Below are 15,636 nucleotides of genomic sequence, written 5' to 3'. Positions count from 1 at the left end.
CAGGTTTATCGATCAACCGAATCGTAACTCAGACCATCGCCAAACTTGAACAGCGCGTAACCATCAGGCTCCCGCCCGCCCGGCACATCCGACTTGTTTTCCACCACGGCGCGTTGGGACACCGGGATCGTAAACGGCAGTTTGCCCGTCGGCTTATAGGAGCCGCTGACGATATCGAGTAAGGCATTGGAAGTGGTACCAAAAGTGGCGAGGATGGTTTTTGCCTGACCACTGTCAAGTTCATCCAGCACCCAGGGGCTCGAAAAATTGATTGCCAGAATGGTCGGCTTGCTTTTGATTAGGTCATTGACGTGCCCCACATCAATTTTATTCTTCGACAAGCTCAGGTCAATGGGCTTTCCGGCCGAAGCAAATAAACCGCCTGCACTGGGAATCAGCCATACCAACACCACATCCGCTTCTTCTTTGCTCGACACAAACTCCAGGGCGTTCGCAAACCCGGTCGGTTTGTGAACCGTGATGGGACTGGCGCTCCGGCCGTTGTCATAGTAGGTTTCAAAATAAACTTTCGTTTTGGGCCGTAAGGGCAGCACCTTCGCCGAGTTGCGCAACAACACAATGGACTTCCGCTGGGCCAGATCGGCTTTTTGCTGAAATTGAGTATTCCCAACCAGTTGCTGCGCCTTCCTGGCATCCACATACGGGTTTTCGAACAGCCCCAATTTAAACTTTTCGCTCAACAGACGTTCGACCGACTCATTGATGCGCGCTTCCGTGACCAGTCCCTGCTGAACCGTTGCCAGTAAAACGGTCGGATCGGCGGTTCCGGAAAAAAGGTCTACGCCAGCCGCCAGGGCTTTCTGGTAGCGTTGGGGAATGGTGAGGTTTTCGACGCCCCAGGGCATCATTTCAATCGGTCCGGTATCGGAGTTGATGATGCCTTTGAAGCCTAACTGCTTCCGCAGCAGATCCTGAATAATCGCTTGGTTGTAGGAAAACCCAACCTCCTCAAATTCCTTCCCTTTCGGGCTGGAATAGTAGGGCATGATGGCGGAGGTGCCCGCTTCAATGGCCGCTTTGAAGGGCTTCAGATGATATTCGAACATACCGCCGGGATAATGTGCATATTTTCCCCAATCGAAATGGGAATCCAGGCCATTCTCCTGCGGGCCACCGCCGGGAAAATGTTTGGTTGTCATGGCCACGGAGTTGGTACCCAGTTGCGTACCTTGAAAGCCCAGGATGAGCTCACGAATCATACCGGAAGCCAAATCGGCATCCTCCCCGAACGTGCCTTCGATCCGTTGCCAGCGGGGTTCGGTTGCCAGGTCGGCCATGTACATATACCCCTTGCGCAACCCAACCGCCGTCCACTCCTGACGGGCAATGTCCGCAAATTCACGGGTGAGTTTCAAATCGCGCATGGCGGCCAGCCCCAATTCGCCGGGCCATTTGGAAAACGCCGTCGTACCCACACTTAGCCCGACGGCGGCATCGATGGTAATATGGTTTCGGGGATTGGAAGCGACGATGGCCGGTATACCCAATCGGGACGATTCGCAAAGTGCCTGAAGATTATTGGCCCATTCGGCGATGGTCTGGGCGGATGGATTGGCCCGCAGAATAAAGTGGCGCAGGTGAAACTGGGTCACCGCTTTGGTTGTCCCGGCCGCTGACATGATCGGCACCGGAAGCGGTTTGCGGGTGAATATATTGTTGGGCTGTACTAAATCCTCTTCGTTGAAGGCACTGGTAATTTCGCTCGGGCCGCGTCCGGCTGCAGGAGCATTTTGTTGAAAGGCATTATCACCACCCATTCTGGTGGTGCTGATGAGCATAAAACCCACTTTTTCCTCCAGGGTCATTTGACCGATCAGATCTTTCACCCGCGTTTCAACGGGCAATCGCCAGTCTTCGTAGCGATCGAGTGTACCGTTTTTATTGAGATCTTTAAAGGTCAACCCCTTCTGCGTCAAAATCTTTACCGAGCGGGAGGCAAGGGCCGGTTGTTGCGGTTTTTGAGCTGCGACCGCGGCCATGATCAACAACGCTCCGGTTAGAAAAACACTTGTTCTGAACCGGTATTTTGCCAAATGAGTCATCATAGTAAAAAGTTAAGTTGGTTCAGAAAGCTGATGCAGAGCCGATTATACTGAATCCATCGTTCGCTTTAACACCGGGTGGATGCGGCTGCCTGGTCGCAAAGCCAATCATTACTGTCGTGGGCTGTTCCTGCTCGCATCACCGCCGGTTCAATAAACCGCTCAGCGCCTGAACGAGCGGTTTGGCGTGTTCCGCTTTGTGAATGAGCACATGCTGAATGACGACCTGTTTGAACGCGGTGCCATCGGCATTGATGAGGGGCATCGCCAGTAGATCAGGCTCCTGGCGTAAATCCAGCGAAACCGGAATAAAGGCAATCCCCCTTCCCAGCCGAACCATACTTTTCAGAAGGTCGAACGAGGGGACGTACTGCACGATGTTGTTTTGGCGGATAAAGCCCGCTTGCCGACAGGCCTCCTCAAGCTGGCCAAAATAGAGTCCGGCATCCGGGCCGTGGTCGATCCACCGTTCGGTTTGCAACTGCGTAAGCCGGATGGCCGTTTGGGTCGCCAGTGGATGTTTTTTATCCAGCAGAACGGCGTAATCGGCTTCGGCATAAGGCGTAGCCACCAGGCCTTCGCGCTCCAGGGGAAGCACCGTCATGCCCAGATCAACCTGGTCGTTCGCCACCGAATCCTGCACCAGAACCGGGTTGGGTTGCTCCACCAGCCGGATATCGAGGGTGGGAAAATGGGTCGTAAAAAGCTCGAGCATCCCCATGATCCGCTCCGGAAGGATCAATTTGAAGACGCCCAGGGTAATAACCAGTTGGTTGGCGCCGGCCTGTCGCACATTTCGGACGGCGTTTTCACTGAGCTGCAAAATTCGTTTGGCTTCGGCCAGAAAGTAACTTCCGGCTTCCGTTAACGCCACTTTGTGGTGTCGGTTTCGCTGGCTGGTCACGAACAGCTCGACCCCCAACTCGCCTTCCAATAACTTAATCTGCTGGCTCAGGGCCGGTTGCGACACAAAAAGGAGCTTTGCCGCCCGGCCAAAATGCAACGCATCTGCCACCCCCACAAAATATTTTAACTGGCGTAATTCCATATCGTAGACGAATCGACCCTGGACTGACAATCAAGTGTGATAAGAAAAACTTATCACAAGGTAAGAAAGTATGATTAGACATTTCGGAGACTTTTCTGTCTTTTTGTATGATTTTTTAGTGCAGGGCTTTAGAAACACCCCCTTTACAGAAAGATGACCCCAATCGGCAGACGGGATTTTTTAGCCCAACTAGCGCTGGCCACCGCAGCGGTTTCTGTTTCTCACGCTGCTTTTTCTACAGCAAGCCGAGCCGATGAATCCATCGAAACGGAAACTGCCTATGGCCGTATCCGTGGGATTCGGAAAGATGGTGTGAATTTGTTTAAAGGAATTCCGTACGCCGGACGTACTTCCGGTGATCGCCGGTTTCGCCGGGCTGCCCCACTCGAGCCCTGGACCGGGGTTCGGGATGCGTTGCAGGTGGGTCCACCGGCCATTCAAGCACCCCGTCGCAACGAGCCTGCTCCGTCGGAAGACTGTCTTTTTCTGAACGTCTGGACCCCGGCCAATGATAATCGAAAACGTCCGGTCATGTTCTACAGCCACGGGGGCGGTTTTGTGATTGGTTCGGGAGCGTCGGCCAGTCAGGATGGCTCCAATCTGGCCCGGAATTTTGATGTGGTCGTCGTCGAAACCAACCACCGGCTGGGGCTGCTGGGTTTTCTGTACCTGGACGAACTGGGTGGGTCGGAGTATGCCGGGTCGGGCAACATGGGCATGCTCGACATCACGACGGGCCTGAAATGGGTGCATGACAACATTGCCCGGTTTGGGGGTGACCCCGACAACGTCATGATCTGGGGCGAATCGGGCGGGGGCGCCAAGACCTCCTGCTTGTATGCCATGCCCGAAGCGGCTCCGTATTTCAACAAAGCCTCGATCGAAAGCGGTCCGGGGGTGCGGATGACGCCCAAAGAGGTTGCGGCCGAAACGACGGCTATGTTGCTGAAAGAGCTAAATATTGCACCCAAGGACTGGCGGAAACTCCTGGACGTGCCAGCCGCCGATTTGCTGACCATTCAGGGAAAACTGCCGTTTGTGCCGCCTTTTCAGGAAAAAAACCGGAATCAGGGCATGATGCGTCGCAATTACGGGGGCTTTGGCCCGGTGGTCGACGGCGTTGTGTTACCCCATCACCCCTTTGATCCGACTGCCCCGGCCATTTCGCGTAACAAACCGCTGCTGGTGGGCTGGAACGAGGATGAATACACTTTCTTTGCCTGGGAGCGCAAAGACACCGAGTTTGCTAAACTGGATTTCGACAGCCTGCCGAAAAAACTGGAACCGCAGTACGGAATCGATGCCGGGAAAATTGTCGATACCTACCGCAAAGCCAACCCCAATGCTTCGGCTCCGGATCTTTACGTGGCGGTTTCGTCTATTACCATGATGGGACTGGGGTCGGTCGATATTGCCGAGAAAAAAGTGAAGCAGGGCGGGGCACCGGTGTATCTTTATAATTTCGGCTATAAGTCGGAGAAAAAAATCCCCGGCACGGACTACGCGATGGGAACACCCCACGCGATGGATATTTCGTTCAAATTCAACAATGAAATACCGCCCCGCGACGGTTCCGAGCCAAAGGAAAGCTTCTTTGGTGGCAACCGGCCCGAACGGTTTACGGCTTCCCGGCACTTCGCCGAATTGTGGACCACCTTTGCCCGGACCGGCAAACCGGCGGCAAAAGAGGTACCGGCGTGGCCAGCCTATAACCTGAAAAACCGCCCAACCATGCGGATTGATGCCCAATGCGAAGTCATCAACAACCGGTTTAGCGAAGAACTGGCCCTCTGGCGATCCGTCGGGAAGCTCTAGATAAAGGCAGAATTTCGCTCAACTCAACCCGTCACTACCATCTCTATTCAATCGTATCAACTTCTTTTACTACCATCTCTATTTCTGATTTATTCAAAACCGTGTTGGTTCCAACCGACACGGTTGTTCCTGATTGCTCCGAAACACTTACCATTTCAATGAAACGAGAACATAGAACCGTTCCTGGGCTGCTGATTGCGATCTTCATTAGCATTGTCGGGCCTTGAAACAAATCAAATACGAGGGTGGCCTGGCGCTGGAATGCAACTGTGAAGAAACAACTGGCTGAAGTTTAAAACCGGGCTATTCTACCGCCCAATCGCCACTTTCCGTAGGATTGAATCGATAATTTGTAACGTGGTCACGCCATCCGCTTCGGCTTCGTAATTGAGCAGAATCCGGTGGTTGAACACGTCGGGGGCCACTTCTTTGATGTCTTCCGGCAACACGTAATCGCGCTGGTCGAAGTAGGCGAGGGCTTTGGCGGCCCGGTTGAGGTTGATGCTGGCGCGGGGCGACACGCCGTATTGAATGTATCGGGCTTCGTCGCGCAGGTTGTAGTCGAGTGGTCGGCGGGTGGCAAAAACCAGCTCGATGATGTAGCGTTCGAGGGTTTCTGAGATGGTAATTTTGTTGATTTCGTTCTTGATCGCAAAAATGTCTTCCTTGTCCAGAACCGGTTGTACTTCGTAATCGAAATTCAGGTTCGACATCCGGCGCATGACCTCCAGTTCTTCGTCTTTCGACAAATAACCCACAAAAACTTTCATCATAAACCGGTCAATCTGGGCTTCCGGCAGGGGGTAGGTCCCTTCCTGCTCGACCGGATTCTGCGTGGCCAGCACCAGAAAAGGCTTATCGAGAATAAACGTTTCTTCGCCGATGGTCACCTGCTTTTCCTGCATGGCTTCGAGCAGGGCGGATTGCACTTTGGCGGGCGAACGGTTGACTTCATCGGCCAGAATCAGGTTGGCAAAAACCGGTCCCTGCTTCACTTCGAACTCGCCGGATTTCTGATTAAAAATCATCGTCCCGACCAGATCGGCCGGGAGCAGATCGGGCGTAAACTGAATCCGTTGGAAATCGAGCTGCAACGCTTTTGCCAGCGTGTTGATCGTCAGCGTTTTGGCCAAGCCGGGAACGCCTTCCAGTAAAATATGCCCACCGGTAAACAAGCCGATCAGTAGCCGGTTGAGCAGGGCCTGCTGCCCCACAACAACCTTGCTCATTTCGTCGAATACCTGACGGATTTTGGTATGATAGGTGATGTCTGCTGATGTCATTTTTTAAGAAGAAATGATACATGTAAAATGATAAATATCGAATGTAAAAGTTGGGGACGCGCTCTTGAAACACTTTTACATTTAGCGTTCATCATTTTACATGTATCATTTTGAAATCATTCATTTAACCGCCTTAACAAATCGCTCTTTGCCATGAATATCCTTGAAAATCTGCACATTCCGATAGCCGCGTTCTTCGAAAACCTGCTGGGTTTGCGGGCCAAACCGCTCGTTGATTTCGACGTAACAGGCGCCCTCCGTATTCAGGTGTTGCTGCCCAAAATCGGCGACGGCTTTATAAAATAGCAGCGGATCCTGGTCTTCTACAAATAACGCCAAATGAGGCTCATATCGTAAAACATTCGTTTCCATATGTTCCGCTTCCGATAACGTCACGTATGGCGGATTGCTGACCACGCACTCGAAACGGCGGTTTTCTTCGCCAACATTGAGAATATCGCGTTGTTCGAATTCCACGTCCGCCAGGAGTGTTCGGGCGTTTAGCTGCGCCACTTCCAGGGCTTCCGGCGACAAATCCCAGGCCACCACCGATCCCTGTGGCAGAAACCGGGCCAGGGTGACGGCAATACAGCCACTACCGGTACCGATGTCGATGATGTTCAACTGGCCGGTGGTTTCGGCGTAATCCCGGACGATGAGCCGGATCAGTTCTTCGGTTTCGGGGCGGGGAATCAGCACCGCCGGCGACACCTGAAACTCCAGACCGCAAAACTCCGTTGTGCCAATAAGGTGCTGAACGGGTTCGTGGCTGTTGAGCCGCCGGATGAGTTCGGCCCAGTCGGGTTGGGGAGGATTGGTGGGAATGGGCTTACCGGCCACCACGTCGGTTCGGCGAAGCAACAGGTAATGTTCCAGCAACAAAAACACGATGGCGCGGGCTTCTTCCGGGCGATAACCTACCAGTTGCCCCACCAGCGAATCAAATAACGACTTGGCTGTAATCATGCGGACGTAAAATTTGCGTAAATCTAAACCTTCGCGAAACAGATTTCACGGATTTTACTGATTTCTTTACGTTGAAGTATACAACTGATCCTGAAAACCGTTGATCGACGACTCCGTATTCATGTCCCGCGCCCTGGAACTGGCCAAACTGGGCCGGGGGCACGTCAGCCCAAACCCGATGGTGGGCTGCGTCATTGTCCATAACCAGCGCATCATTGGCGAAGGCTGGCACCGGCAGTACGGCGGCCCACACGCCGAAGTGAACGCCGTTCGCGCGGTAACCGACGAATCACTGCTGCCCGAATCGACGGTTTACGTCACGCTGGAACCGTGTTCGCATTTTGGAAAAACGCCCCCCTGCGCCGATTTACTGATTGCCAAACGGGTGAAAAAGGTAATCGTTTGCAACGACGACCCGAATCCACTGGTGGCCGGCAAAGGGTTAGCCAAACTGCGGGCAGCCGGTATTGAAGTAGAAACCGGCTTGCTGGCCGAGCGGGGCCGTGAATTGAACCGGCGGTTTTTTACCTTTATCGAACAACAACGACCGTACCTGATTCTGAAATGGGCCGAAACCGCCGACGGTTTTATGGCTCCCGCCGATTTTCGCCCCATTCCGATCAGCAGCCCGCTGTCGCGGCAGTTGGTCCACAAATGGCGAACGGAGGAAGATGCGATCATGGTGGGGACCAACACCGCCCGGCACGACAATCCGCAGTTGAATGCCCGGCTCTGGAGCGGGCGCAACCCCGTTCGCATTGTGATCGATAAACACTTGCAATTACCCACTTCCCTGCACCTTTTCGACGGTTTGCAGCCGACGCTGGTGTATACGATCGTTGTGAAAAAAAATGCTTCTGAGTTTCCGGCGGATGCCCCTAAAGTCGAGCGCGACCCCGGCCCTGAAGAGGACTTTAAGCATCCGGATGCAGGTGCGTCCAAGTCCCCTTTAGGGGATTTAGGGGTAAAAGCACCGACTTTAGGGGCTTTAACAAAATACATCCATCTAGACCCCGAAGACCCCTTTCTACCCCAACTCATCACCGATTTATACCGGCAAAAAATTCAGTCGGTAATTGTGGAAGGGGGGGCGGCTTTGCTGGAAAGCTTTCTGAAGATGGGGCTTTGGGATGAGGTGCGGGTTTTTAAAAGTCTGAAAGTGATGGGCGAAGGGCTGGCGGTTCCCGTGGTTCGGGGAAGGCTGGTCGCTACCGAGCGGATCGGCGATGATTCGCTGATGACGTACCAACCTTCCTGAACCGAATTACCGATCGACAACCGCGACCGCAACCATGTTGAAAATTTCCCGCACCGTACTGCCGAGTTGCAAAACGTGGATCGGTTTTTTCAGCCCCATCAGCACCGGGCCGATTTTTTCAATCTGCGCAATTTCTTTCAAAAGATTATACGCAATGTTGGACGATGACAGATTGGGGAAAATCAGCGTGTTGGCGCCCGATTTTGCCAGTGGAGAAAATGGATACGTTTCCTTCAACAAGTTCAGATTGAAAGGCAAGTGAGCCTGCATTTCACCGTCGACAATCAAATCCGGGCGTTTGGCGTGAAGAATTTTGACGGCTTTCTGCATTTTCAGAGCGTCTTCGCCACCGGCACTGCCAAACGTCGAATAGGACAGAAACGCGATCCGGGGTTCCACATTCAACCGTTTTACTTCATTGGCCGTAATTTCGGCAATTTCCACCAGCTCTTCGGCGGTCGGGCTGATGTTGACGGTGGTGTCGGCCAGGAAAATCGGGCCGAAGCGACTCATCAAGATATACATCCCCAGAATCTTGTTGATGCCGTCCTGTGGTCCAATGACCTGCAAGGCTGGTCGCAGCGTTTGGGGATAATTGCGTGTCAAGCCCGAAATCAACACATCGGCGGCCCCGACTTCCACCATCACCGCGCCGTAATAATTGCGGTGCAGCATCAATCCCTTCGCATCGACGAAGGTCAGCCCTTTCCGTTTCCGTTTTTCATACAGCACTTCGGCGTAATCCAGCACGGTTTTTTCCTGTTTCCGGGAACGCGGATCGATGATGGTAACCCGCTCGATGGCTAGTTTATTTTCCCGAATGATCCGGTTGATCTTCGTCGCGTTCCCCAGCAAAATCGGCACCGCGATCTTCTGTTCAAGCACTTCCTGAACCGCCCGTAGCACCGTTAGATTTTCGCCGTCGGTGAAAACCACCCGTTTCGGCGACCGTTTCGCCTGGTTTATAATGCCCCGAATCAGCGAATTGTCCAATCCGATGCGGTGCGATAACTGCGAATTGTATTCTTCCCAATCGGTAATCAACTTGCCGGCAACGCCCGATTCCATCGCGGCTTTGGCCACGGCGGGCGCAACGGTGGTCAGAAGTCGGGGGTCCGTCGGTTTGGGCAAAATATATTGCCTTCCGAACGACAGATTCTGTTGGCCGTAGGTCATGTTGACAATTTCAGGAACCGTCTTTTTCGCCAGATCGGCCAGCGCCCGAACAGCCGCCAGTTTCATCGCTTCGTTGATCGCCGTGGCCCGAACATCCAGCGCACCCCGAAAAATATAGGGGAAGCCCAGCACATTATTGACCTGATTGGGATAGTCGGACCGCCCCGTGGCCATGATGATGTCGGGCCGGACAGCAACCGCTTCTTCGTAGGAAATCTCGGGCGTGGGATTCGCCATCGCAAACACGATGCAATCTTTCGCCATGGATTTGACCATGTCCTGACTGACTACCTTCCCGATCGACAATCCCAGAAACACATCCGCGCCCTGCATGGCATCGGCCAGCGTCCAGCCGTCCGGGAGCTGGTCCCGGACGTACTTATATTGATTCGGAACCAGATTGGTCCGGGCGGGGTGCAACAGTCCGTCTTTATCAAAAACCGTAATATGCTCTTTTTTGACTCCCAGCGCGACGTATAAATCCAGACAGGCAATGGCTGCTGCACCCGCACCGTTGACGGCCAGCTTAATGTCACTGATTTCTTTACCAGAAATAGTCAGGGCATTCAGCAAAGCCGCTGCGCTGGTGATGGCGGTTCCGTGCTGGTCGTCGTGCATGACCGGAATCGTCAGTTCTTTCCGGAGCCGCTCTTCAATTTCGAAGCAGGCCGGAGCCGCAATATCTTCCAGATTGACCCCACCAAACGTAGGCTCCAGAATCTTGACGGTCCGCACAAACTCATCGATATTGGTGGTATTCAGTTCAATATCGAAGGCGTCGATGTCGGCATAGATTTTAAACAGGAGGCATTTGCCTTCCATCACCGGTTTGGACGCGCCGGGGCCAATATCGCCCAGACCCAACACCGCCGTGCCGTTGGTAATCACCGCAACTAGATTCCCTTTGGTCGTGTAATCGTAAATTTTCTCGGGGAAACTGGCAATTTCCAGACACGGTTCCGCCACGCCGGGGGAATAGGCCAGCGACAGGTCCCGTTGATTTAGCGTTTCTTTGGTCGGAACAACCTCAATTTTTCCCGGACGTCCTTTGGCGTGATAATGCAACGCATCTTCCCGTAATTTTTGCGAACTCATGGAATCGTAGTTTGCTGATGGCGATTGTTGCGACAGCCCAATGCTGCCAAAAACCGCCCCTAAACATACGGACTCGTTGCTACAAAGTCTAAATTTTCGGTGATTCGTTTCCCGTCCTCTACCAGCGTGTTCATATACAGTAGAATCCGTTTTTTCGCCACGTCCAGATCCAGATTGTTGAGGTTGATGTTCAGCAGGTCGATGAACCAGGGCGGTTTTACTGCGCTCAGCGTGTAGACGTTCGCAATCTCCAGCGCAATGGGCAAGGTCGTCGTTTTCGAGGATTCGTACACATCCTTACTGGCGGCTTTCAACAGCTTTTCGTATTCTTCGGCCACCAGTTTTTGGTACAGTTCCTCCGAAAAAACCGTCCCCGCTTTGGTACCGGTTTCGGGATCATCGTCCGTCAAAACCGCCCCTTTGTGAACCCATTCCCACAAAATACTCAGCCGGATTTCGCCCGTTGCCATGTCTTCCATCAGGTACAAAATATCGTCGTTGCCGAAAAAATCCGCCGGTTTCAGGGCTGCTGCCTGCATCCCCTGCCCGAACGCATTGCCGTATTGCAACGCCACACTCACCAGATTCCGCGCACCCCGAATATCGGTCGGTGCCGGTTCGATCAGAATCAATCCGTCGGCGTCAGCTTGCGTGTAGGTCAGCCGGGGAAATTCGCGCCCCAACTGATTGGCTTCCCCCACTTTCTCCCAAACCGGTCGGACGATGTGTACCATTTTCCAGTGCGCCACCCACTTGCCGCTGGCTCCCTCGCGCTGTTCGCGACCGGCACCCGCCACGGCTTTTTCCATGCTGGCTGCGACTCCGGCTTCGGAACCCACCGGAATGTTGGGTTCCATACCGCCCTGCCACAAGGCAAAATTGCCGTGCAAGTCCGGTGTGTTGACGGCCCGGCGAACCCGGTCTTCGTAATTGCGCATGTACCCATACGTCATCGTAATGGCTTCGATGTTCGGATTGATGAACGTTTTGTCCCACGCCATGGCATCCGAAACGCTGTTGATGTAATCCCAGCGACCGGTATTGTAGCCTACGAAGTGCTTGCCCAAAGCCGCCCGGATTTCCATCAACTGGTGCGTTGCTTCGAGTTGTTCGACCAGCACGTAGACTTTGATCGTTCCGGCCAGCAGGCCAACCTGGTTTTCCAGTGCGTTGAGCAGGTCATTCCAGACGGCGGCTTCCCCGGCGGTCTGGATTTTGGGCAGATACAGCACAATGGACGAACCGGCTTTTTGCAAAGCCTGATAATTATTGACGACGTACAGCGTGGCATCGACAATCGAAGCGGCCAGAGCGACCCCGTCGGCATCGCGGATGTGCCGGTCGTCGAGGTGAAGACCCCGCGCCCGGAAGATTTTGGTGGTGAAATTCAGTTGGGTTTCCCAATCGGTGATCATTTCCCGACCCAGAAATGAGTTCGACCAGCGGTTCATTTCCTGGGCGACCTGTTCGGCGACTTTCAGGAAAACCGGGTCTTTGTGAATGGCGAGTTTGAGGTTGCGCTGGTTGTCGAGCGACATGGTGGTAATTTGTCCCAGCGCATCTTCACCGTCGAACATCCAGCCGTCGGCACCGGAAAGCAACGCGTAGGCCACATTTCGGATGCTGTTCTCGACGGGGGCGTTGGGTTTGGCGGCTGGTCCGGTTCCCTGAATCCACTGGCGTTGCAGATCGGCCGGAATAACCGAACCTTCGAATTGGCCGTCACGGGCGTCCTGCACGGTAATCGCCGTACCGGGAATCAAACTTTCCGGATCGAGGAAGGTGATGCGGGTTTTAGTCTTTTGCCGATCAGCCCGCCGTTTCAGTCGGTCGGCCATGGCGGTTTTGATGCGTTGGTTGAAGGGAGCCAGTGCCGAAAGGGCCGCGAGGGCTTCGTCGGTGTAGACGTCTTTATAGGTTTCCTGTAGGTTGTCGCGAATGATAAGGGTCATGTTCGGGGTTGAGTTACTGATCATTTAAAGCAAATGATGCGAATAGTCCTTTTGCTTTTTGCCCCTAAATCCCCTAAAGGGGACTATTAGCATCCGGATGATTCCGCGTCCAAGTCCCCTTTAGGGGATTTAGGGGCAAAAAGCGAAAGGACTATAAATTATAAAATCTCCTAATTAGTAGTTAAAATAAACACGCTCATCGTAATCGGTCCGTGCGCGCCCATCACCAGCGCCTGTTCGATGTCCGCCGTTTTGGAGGGGCCGCCGATGAACGCACCAAAACCGTAATCGCCCACCCCGATTTGCGCATAGGCTTCGTGCAGGGTCGGAACGATGGTTTCAGACCGGACCACCACCGCCAGATGTTGGCAGATATACGGAATGATGCGTTGCCCCATCCGTTGTTCCGGTAACCAAACCGCCCCGTTTTCGGCAACAGCCAGTTGGGCTTCGATCACGGCCAGTTCGACATCGTTGAAGGTGCGCGGATCGGCGGTTTTGGAGAGAACTTCAAACGGTTCGCCCAGGTCCGGCAGGGTGGTCACCAGCCGCTTCGTAGAATCGAAGTTCTCCAGAAGCCGGGCGTTCACGGTGGCCAGATCGTCAACGACAAAGACGCTGCCGCCGATGCTGGTAAAAACCGCCTGATAGGTTGCAACGACGTCCGGTCGGTTGCCTTTTAAAAACGACAGGTCGGGCAACGGACTGGCGGGAGGCTGGTTTTTCAAAACCGCAGCCAGTATACTTTCTCGGGTGCTCATGCCGGTTTTCAGGTTCAGGATGGAAAGGGGAGTTTAAACTTTTTCGGAACCATTTTCGCCCTGGTTTTTGGCGTACCATTCCCCGAACGACTCCTTCGGGCCGTCTGGCATTTCACGCTGTTTGTACCACGGATTGAACTTGTTATTCACGGCAAACGGGATGTTGTTCAACACCCACCGACCAGCCCTTCCGATGGTTGAATACGAACCGGGTGAGGATAACGTCCAGGCCATCGCTTTCATTCCCAAAACCTTGGTATTGGCCGCGTATCCCTCCTGAACAATCACCTGCCGCCACTGGTACAACTGATCGTGAATATTGATTTTTACCGGGCAGACGTTGGAACATGAACCGCAGAGCGTCGAGGCAAACGGCAGATCCGCGTGCCTTTTCATGTCCAGATTCGGGGCCAGAATCGCGCCAATCGGGCCGGAAATGGTGTTGTGGTAGCTCAAACCACCACTTTTTCGATACACCGGGCAGGTGTTCATGCACGCACCACATTTGATGCATTTCAACGAATCCCGGAAATCCGGACGACCCAACTGACGGCTTCGGCCGAGATCGACCAGAACCAGATGCATCTCCTGACCCGGACGCGGTTTTTTAAAATGGCTGGAATAAATCGTGATGGGCTGGCCGGTAGCGCTTCGCGCCAGGAGCCGTAAAAAAACGCCGAGGTGTTCCTTTTTGGGAATGATCTTTTCAATGCCCATCGACGCAATCTGGATGTCTGACAAATGAGCGCCCATGTCGGCATTCCCTTCATTGGTACAAACGACGTATTCACCGGTTTCGGCCACGGCAAAATTAACGCCGGTCAGGGCGGCCCGTCGCGTGATGAAGGCATCGCGCAGGTGCCAGCGGGCAAACCGGGTTAAGGTGGTCGGGTCCGAAACGCCTTTTTCGGTGCCCAGGTGTTCGTGAAAAATTTCGCCGATTTCCTCTTTTCGTTTGTGAATACAGGGCAGCACGATGTGGCTCGGCGGTTCGTTGTCCAGTTGCTGAATGTACTCGCCCAGATCCGAGTTGATGACGTCGATGCCGCGTTCGATCAGGTATTCGTTCAGGTGGCATTCTTCCGTGAGCATGGATTTGCTCTTGATCATCTGCGTGATTTCCTTCGCTTTCAGGATGGAATACACAATCCGGTTGTGTTCTTCCGCATCAGCCGCCCAGTGAACGGTAACGCCGTTTTTGGTGAGGTTGGCTTCAAACTCCAGCAGGTAATCGTGCAGATTGGACAGCACGTTGCTTTTGATTCGGGAAGCGGTTTCGCGCAATTGCTCCCATTCGGGTATGTTTTTGGCGGCAATGTCCCGTTTTTGCCGAATCCACCAGAGCGCACCGTCGTGCCAGTTCACGTGTTCTTCGTCCTGGTTAAAGGCTTCGGCCAGAGCGGCATGATCTTTCGTTGCTTTTTCCATCACACGGTGGCGTTGAGAATTTCGGCAATGTGTACGGCTTTAATGGCGCTTTTGTTCCGGTGCAGGATGCCTTCCAGGTGCATCAGGCAGGAAAGGTCCACGGAGGTAATGTATTCGGCACCATTTTTCACGTGATCGGTCACCCGGTCTTTGCCCATTTTGACGGAAACGGCCTCTTCGGCCACGCAGAAGGTCCCGCCAAAACCGCAGCATTCGTCCGGGCGATCCAGATCAACCAGTTCCAGGCCGTCCACCATGTTCAGCAACTGCACCGGTTTGGAAAAGGGCGACGCATTGAGTTCGCTCATCTGGGCCAGATAAAGTCCCCGCAACCCGTGGCAACTCTGGTGAATGCCGACTTTGTGGGGAAACCGGGCCGCCAGATTCTCCACTTTCAGCACATCGGTTAGAAACTCGACCAGTTCATAGACTCTTGATCGGGTACGTTCCGCCAGAGCAGGATTCGTTGGCGCATGGAGGTGTTGCTTGACGTGTAACACGCAACTGGCCGAGGGCGCCACGATGTAATCGAAGCCGGAAAAATTTTCCAGAAAAAGGCGGTTGCAGTCCTGCGCGAGGTGTTCGAAGCCGGAATTGGCCATCGGTTGTCCGCAACAGGTTTGCCGGGGCGGATACACCACCTCGACTCCCAGTTTTTGCAGCAGTTGGAGGGTCGCAATCGCGGCCTGGGGGTAAAACTGGTTGACGTAGCAGGGGATAAAAAGTCCGACAGTCATGGGGTAGGGTTTAGGATCGGGTTGCTTAGACTCTCTTCTCCCTAAAGCAGCGAA

General features: G+C 53.8%; 11 protein-coding genes. 2 read left to right on the top strand and 9 right to left on the bottom strand.

The window, feature by feature from the left end; all coding sequences use genetic code 11:
* Nucleotides 1-5: 5 nt before the first annotated feature.
* Together ACS5NO_RS23050 and ACS5NO_RS23045 are read right to left on the bottom strand one after the other, a co-directional pair.
* Nucleotides 6-2,000 carry a glycoside hydrolase family 3 protein gene (locus ACS5NO_RS23050; protein ID WP_439417354.1) on the bottom strand — a complete coding sequence of 665 codons (1,995 nt, stop codon included), beginning with the start codon at nucleotides 1,998-2,000 and terminating at the stop codon, nucleotides 6-8.
* A gap of 202 nt (nucleotides 2,001-2,202) precedes the next feature.
* Nucleotides 2,203-3,111 (bottom strand): LysR family transcriptional regulator, encoded by a 909-nt coding sequence (locus tag ACS5NO_RS23045; RefSeq protein ID WP_439417316.1) that lies wholly within the window; start codon nucleotides 3,109-3,111, stop codon nucleotides 2,203-2,205.
* Between the two features lie 153 nt (nucleotides 3,112-3,264).
* Here ACS5NO_RS23045 and ACS5NO_RS23040 point away from each other — a divergent pair, with 153 nt between their 5' ends.
* Nucleotides 3,265-4,926, top strand: a complete 1,662-nt coding sequence (locus tag ACS5NO_RS23040; protein WP_439417315.1) for a carboxylesterase/lipase family protein — start codon at nucleotides 3,265-3,267, stop codon at nucleotides 4,924-4,926.
* A 308-nt stretch (nucleotides 4,927-5,234) separates the two neighbouring features.
* On the opposite strand, the gene ACS5NO_RS23035 is transcribed toward ACS5NO_RS23040, so the two are convergent.
* Together ACS5NO_RS23035 and prmC are read right to left on the bottom strand one after the other, a co-directional pair.
* Nucleotides 5,235-6,209, bottom strand: coding sequence for an AAA family ATPase (locus ACS5NO_RS23035; RefSeq protein ID WP_114408135.1), 975 nt, complete (start codon nucleotides 6,207-6,209; stop codon nucleotides 5,235-5,237).
* Nucleotides 6,210-6,329: 120 nt separating this feature from the next.
* On the bottom strand, nucleotides 6,330-7,175 hold the full coding sequence (prmC, locus tag ACS5NO_RS23030; RefSeq protein ID WP_439417314.1) for a peptide chain release factor N(5)-glutamine methyltransferase: 846 nt from the start codon (nucleotides 7,173-7,175) through the stop codon (nucleotides 6,330-6,332).
* A gap of 121 nt (nucleotides 7,176-7,296) precedes the next feature.
* Here prmC and ribD point away from each other — a divergent pair, with 121 nt between their 5' ends.
* Nucleotides 7,297-8,433: a bifunctional diaminohydroxyphosphoribosylaminopyrimidine deaminase/5-amino-6-(5-phosphoribosylamino)uracil reductase RibD gene (ribD, locus tag ACS5NO_RS23025; protein WP_439417313.1), complete on the top strand. Its 1,137-nt coding sequence runs from the start codon at nucleotides 7,297-7,299 to the stop codon at nucleotides 8,431-8,433.
* Nucleotides 8,434-8,439: 6 nt separating this feature from the next.
* On the opposite strand, the gene ACS5NO_RS23020 is transcribed toward ribD, so the two are convergent.
* From ACS5NO_RS23020 to ACS5NO_RS23000, 5 genes are all read right to left on the bottom strand, one after another.
* The gene (locus tag ACS5NO_RS23020) at nucleotides 8,440-10,704 is read right to left on the bottom strand and encodes an NADP-dependent malic enzyme (RefSeq protein ID WP_439417312.1); all 2,265 of its coding nucleotides are present in this window, start codon (nucleotides 10,702-10,704) and stop codon (nucleotides 8,440-8,442) included.
* 59 nt (nucleotides 10,705-10,763) lie between these two features.
* Nucleotides 10,764-12,656, bottom strand: a complete 1,893-nt coding sequence (locus ACS5NO_RS23015; protein ID WP_439417311.1) for a malate synthase — start codon at nucleotides 12,654-12,656, stop codon at nucleotides 10,764-10,766.
* A 170-nt stretch (nucleotides 12,657-12,826) separates the two neighbouring features.
* Nucleotides 12,827-13,417 (bottom strand): LutC/YkgG family protein, encoded by a 591-nt coding sequence (locus ACS5NO_RS23010; protein WP_439417310.1) that lies wholly within the window; start codon nucleotides 13,415-13,417, stop codon nucleotides 12,827-12,829.
* Nucleotides 13,418-13,450: 33 nt separating this feature from the next.
* Complete coding sequence (locus ACS5NO_RS23005) at nucleotides 13,451-14,845, bottom strand: lactate utilization protein B (protein ID WP_439417309.1); 1,395 nt, start codon at nucleotides 14,843-14,845, stop codon at nucleotides 13,451-13,453.
* Nucleotides 14,845-15,582 carry a (Fe-S)-binding protein gene (locus tag ACS5NO_RS23000; protein WP_439417308.1) on the bottom strand — a complete coding sequence of 246 codons (738 nt, stop codon included), beginning with the start codon at nucleotides 15,580-15,582 and terminating at the stop codon, nucleotides 14,845-14,847. Before ACS5NO_RS23000 ends, ACS5NO_RS23005 begins: the two co-directional genes overlap by 1 nt.
* Nucleotides 15,583-15,636: the final 54 nt, after the last annotated feature.

The sequence above is a fragment of the Larkinella fluvii genome, from assembly GCF_051857545.1.
Taxonomy (GTDB): domain Bacteria; phylum Bacteroidota; class Bacteroidia; order Cytophagales; family Spirosomataceae; genus Larkinella.
This window is presented reverse-complemented; position numbering and strand designations above follow the sequence as displayed.

What these genes read in the sequence shown, in the direction of transcription:
- ACS5NO_RS23050 (WP_439417354.1), bottom strand. Translation starts at nt 2,000, where the DNA reads ATGGCCGCGGTCGCAGCTCAAAAACCGCAACAACCGGCCCTTGCCTCC.
- ribD (WP_439417313.1), top strand. Translation starts at nt 7,297, where the DNA reads ATGTCCCGCGCCCTGGAACTGGCCAAACTGGGCCGGGGGCACGTCAGC.
- ACS5NO_RS23000 (WP_439417308.1), bottom strand. Translation starts at nt 15,582, where the DNA reads ATGACTGTCGGACTTTTTATCCCCTGCTACGTCAACCAGTTTTACCCC.
- ACS5NO_RS23035 (WP_114408135.1), bottom strand. Translation starts at nt 6,209, where the DNA reads ATGACATCAGCAGACATCACCTATCATACCAAAATCCGTCAGGTATTC.
- ACS5NO_RS23040 (WP_439417315.1), top strand. Translation starts at nt 3,265, where the DNA reads ATGACCCCAATCGGCAGACGGGATTTTTTAGCCCAACTAGCGCTGGCC.
- ACS5NO_RS23005 (WP_439417309.1), bottom strand. Translation starts at nt 14,845, where the DNA reads ATGGAAAAAGCAACGAAAGATCATGCCGCTCTGGCCGAAGCCTTTAAC.
- ACS5NO_RS23015 (WP_439417311.1), bottom strand. Translation starts at nt 12,656, where the DNA reads ATGACCCTTATCATTCGCGACAACCTACAGGAAACCTATAAAGACGTC.
- ACS5NO_RS23045 (WP_439417316.1), bottom strand. Translation starts at nt 3,111, where the DNA reads ATGGAATTACGCCAGTTAAAATATTTTGTGGGGGTGGCAGATGCGTTG.
- prmC (WP_439417314.1), bottom strand. Translation starts at nt 7,175, where the DNA reads ATGATTACAGCCAAGTCGTTATTTGATTCGCTGGTGGGGCAACTGGTA.
- ACS5NO_RS23010 (WP_439417310.1), bottom strand. Translation starts at nt 13,417, where the DNA reads ATGAGCACCCGAGAAAGTATACTGGCTGCGGTTTTGAAAAACCAGCCT.
- ACS5NO_RS23020 (WP_439417312.1), bottom strand. Translation starts at nt 10,704, where the DNA reads ATGAGTTCGCAAAAATTACGGGAAGATGCGTTGCATTATCACGCCAAA.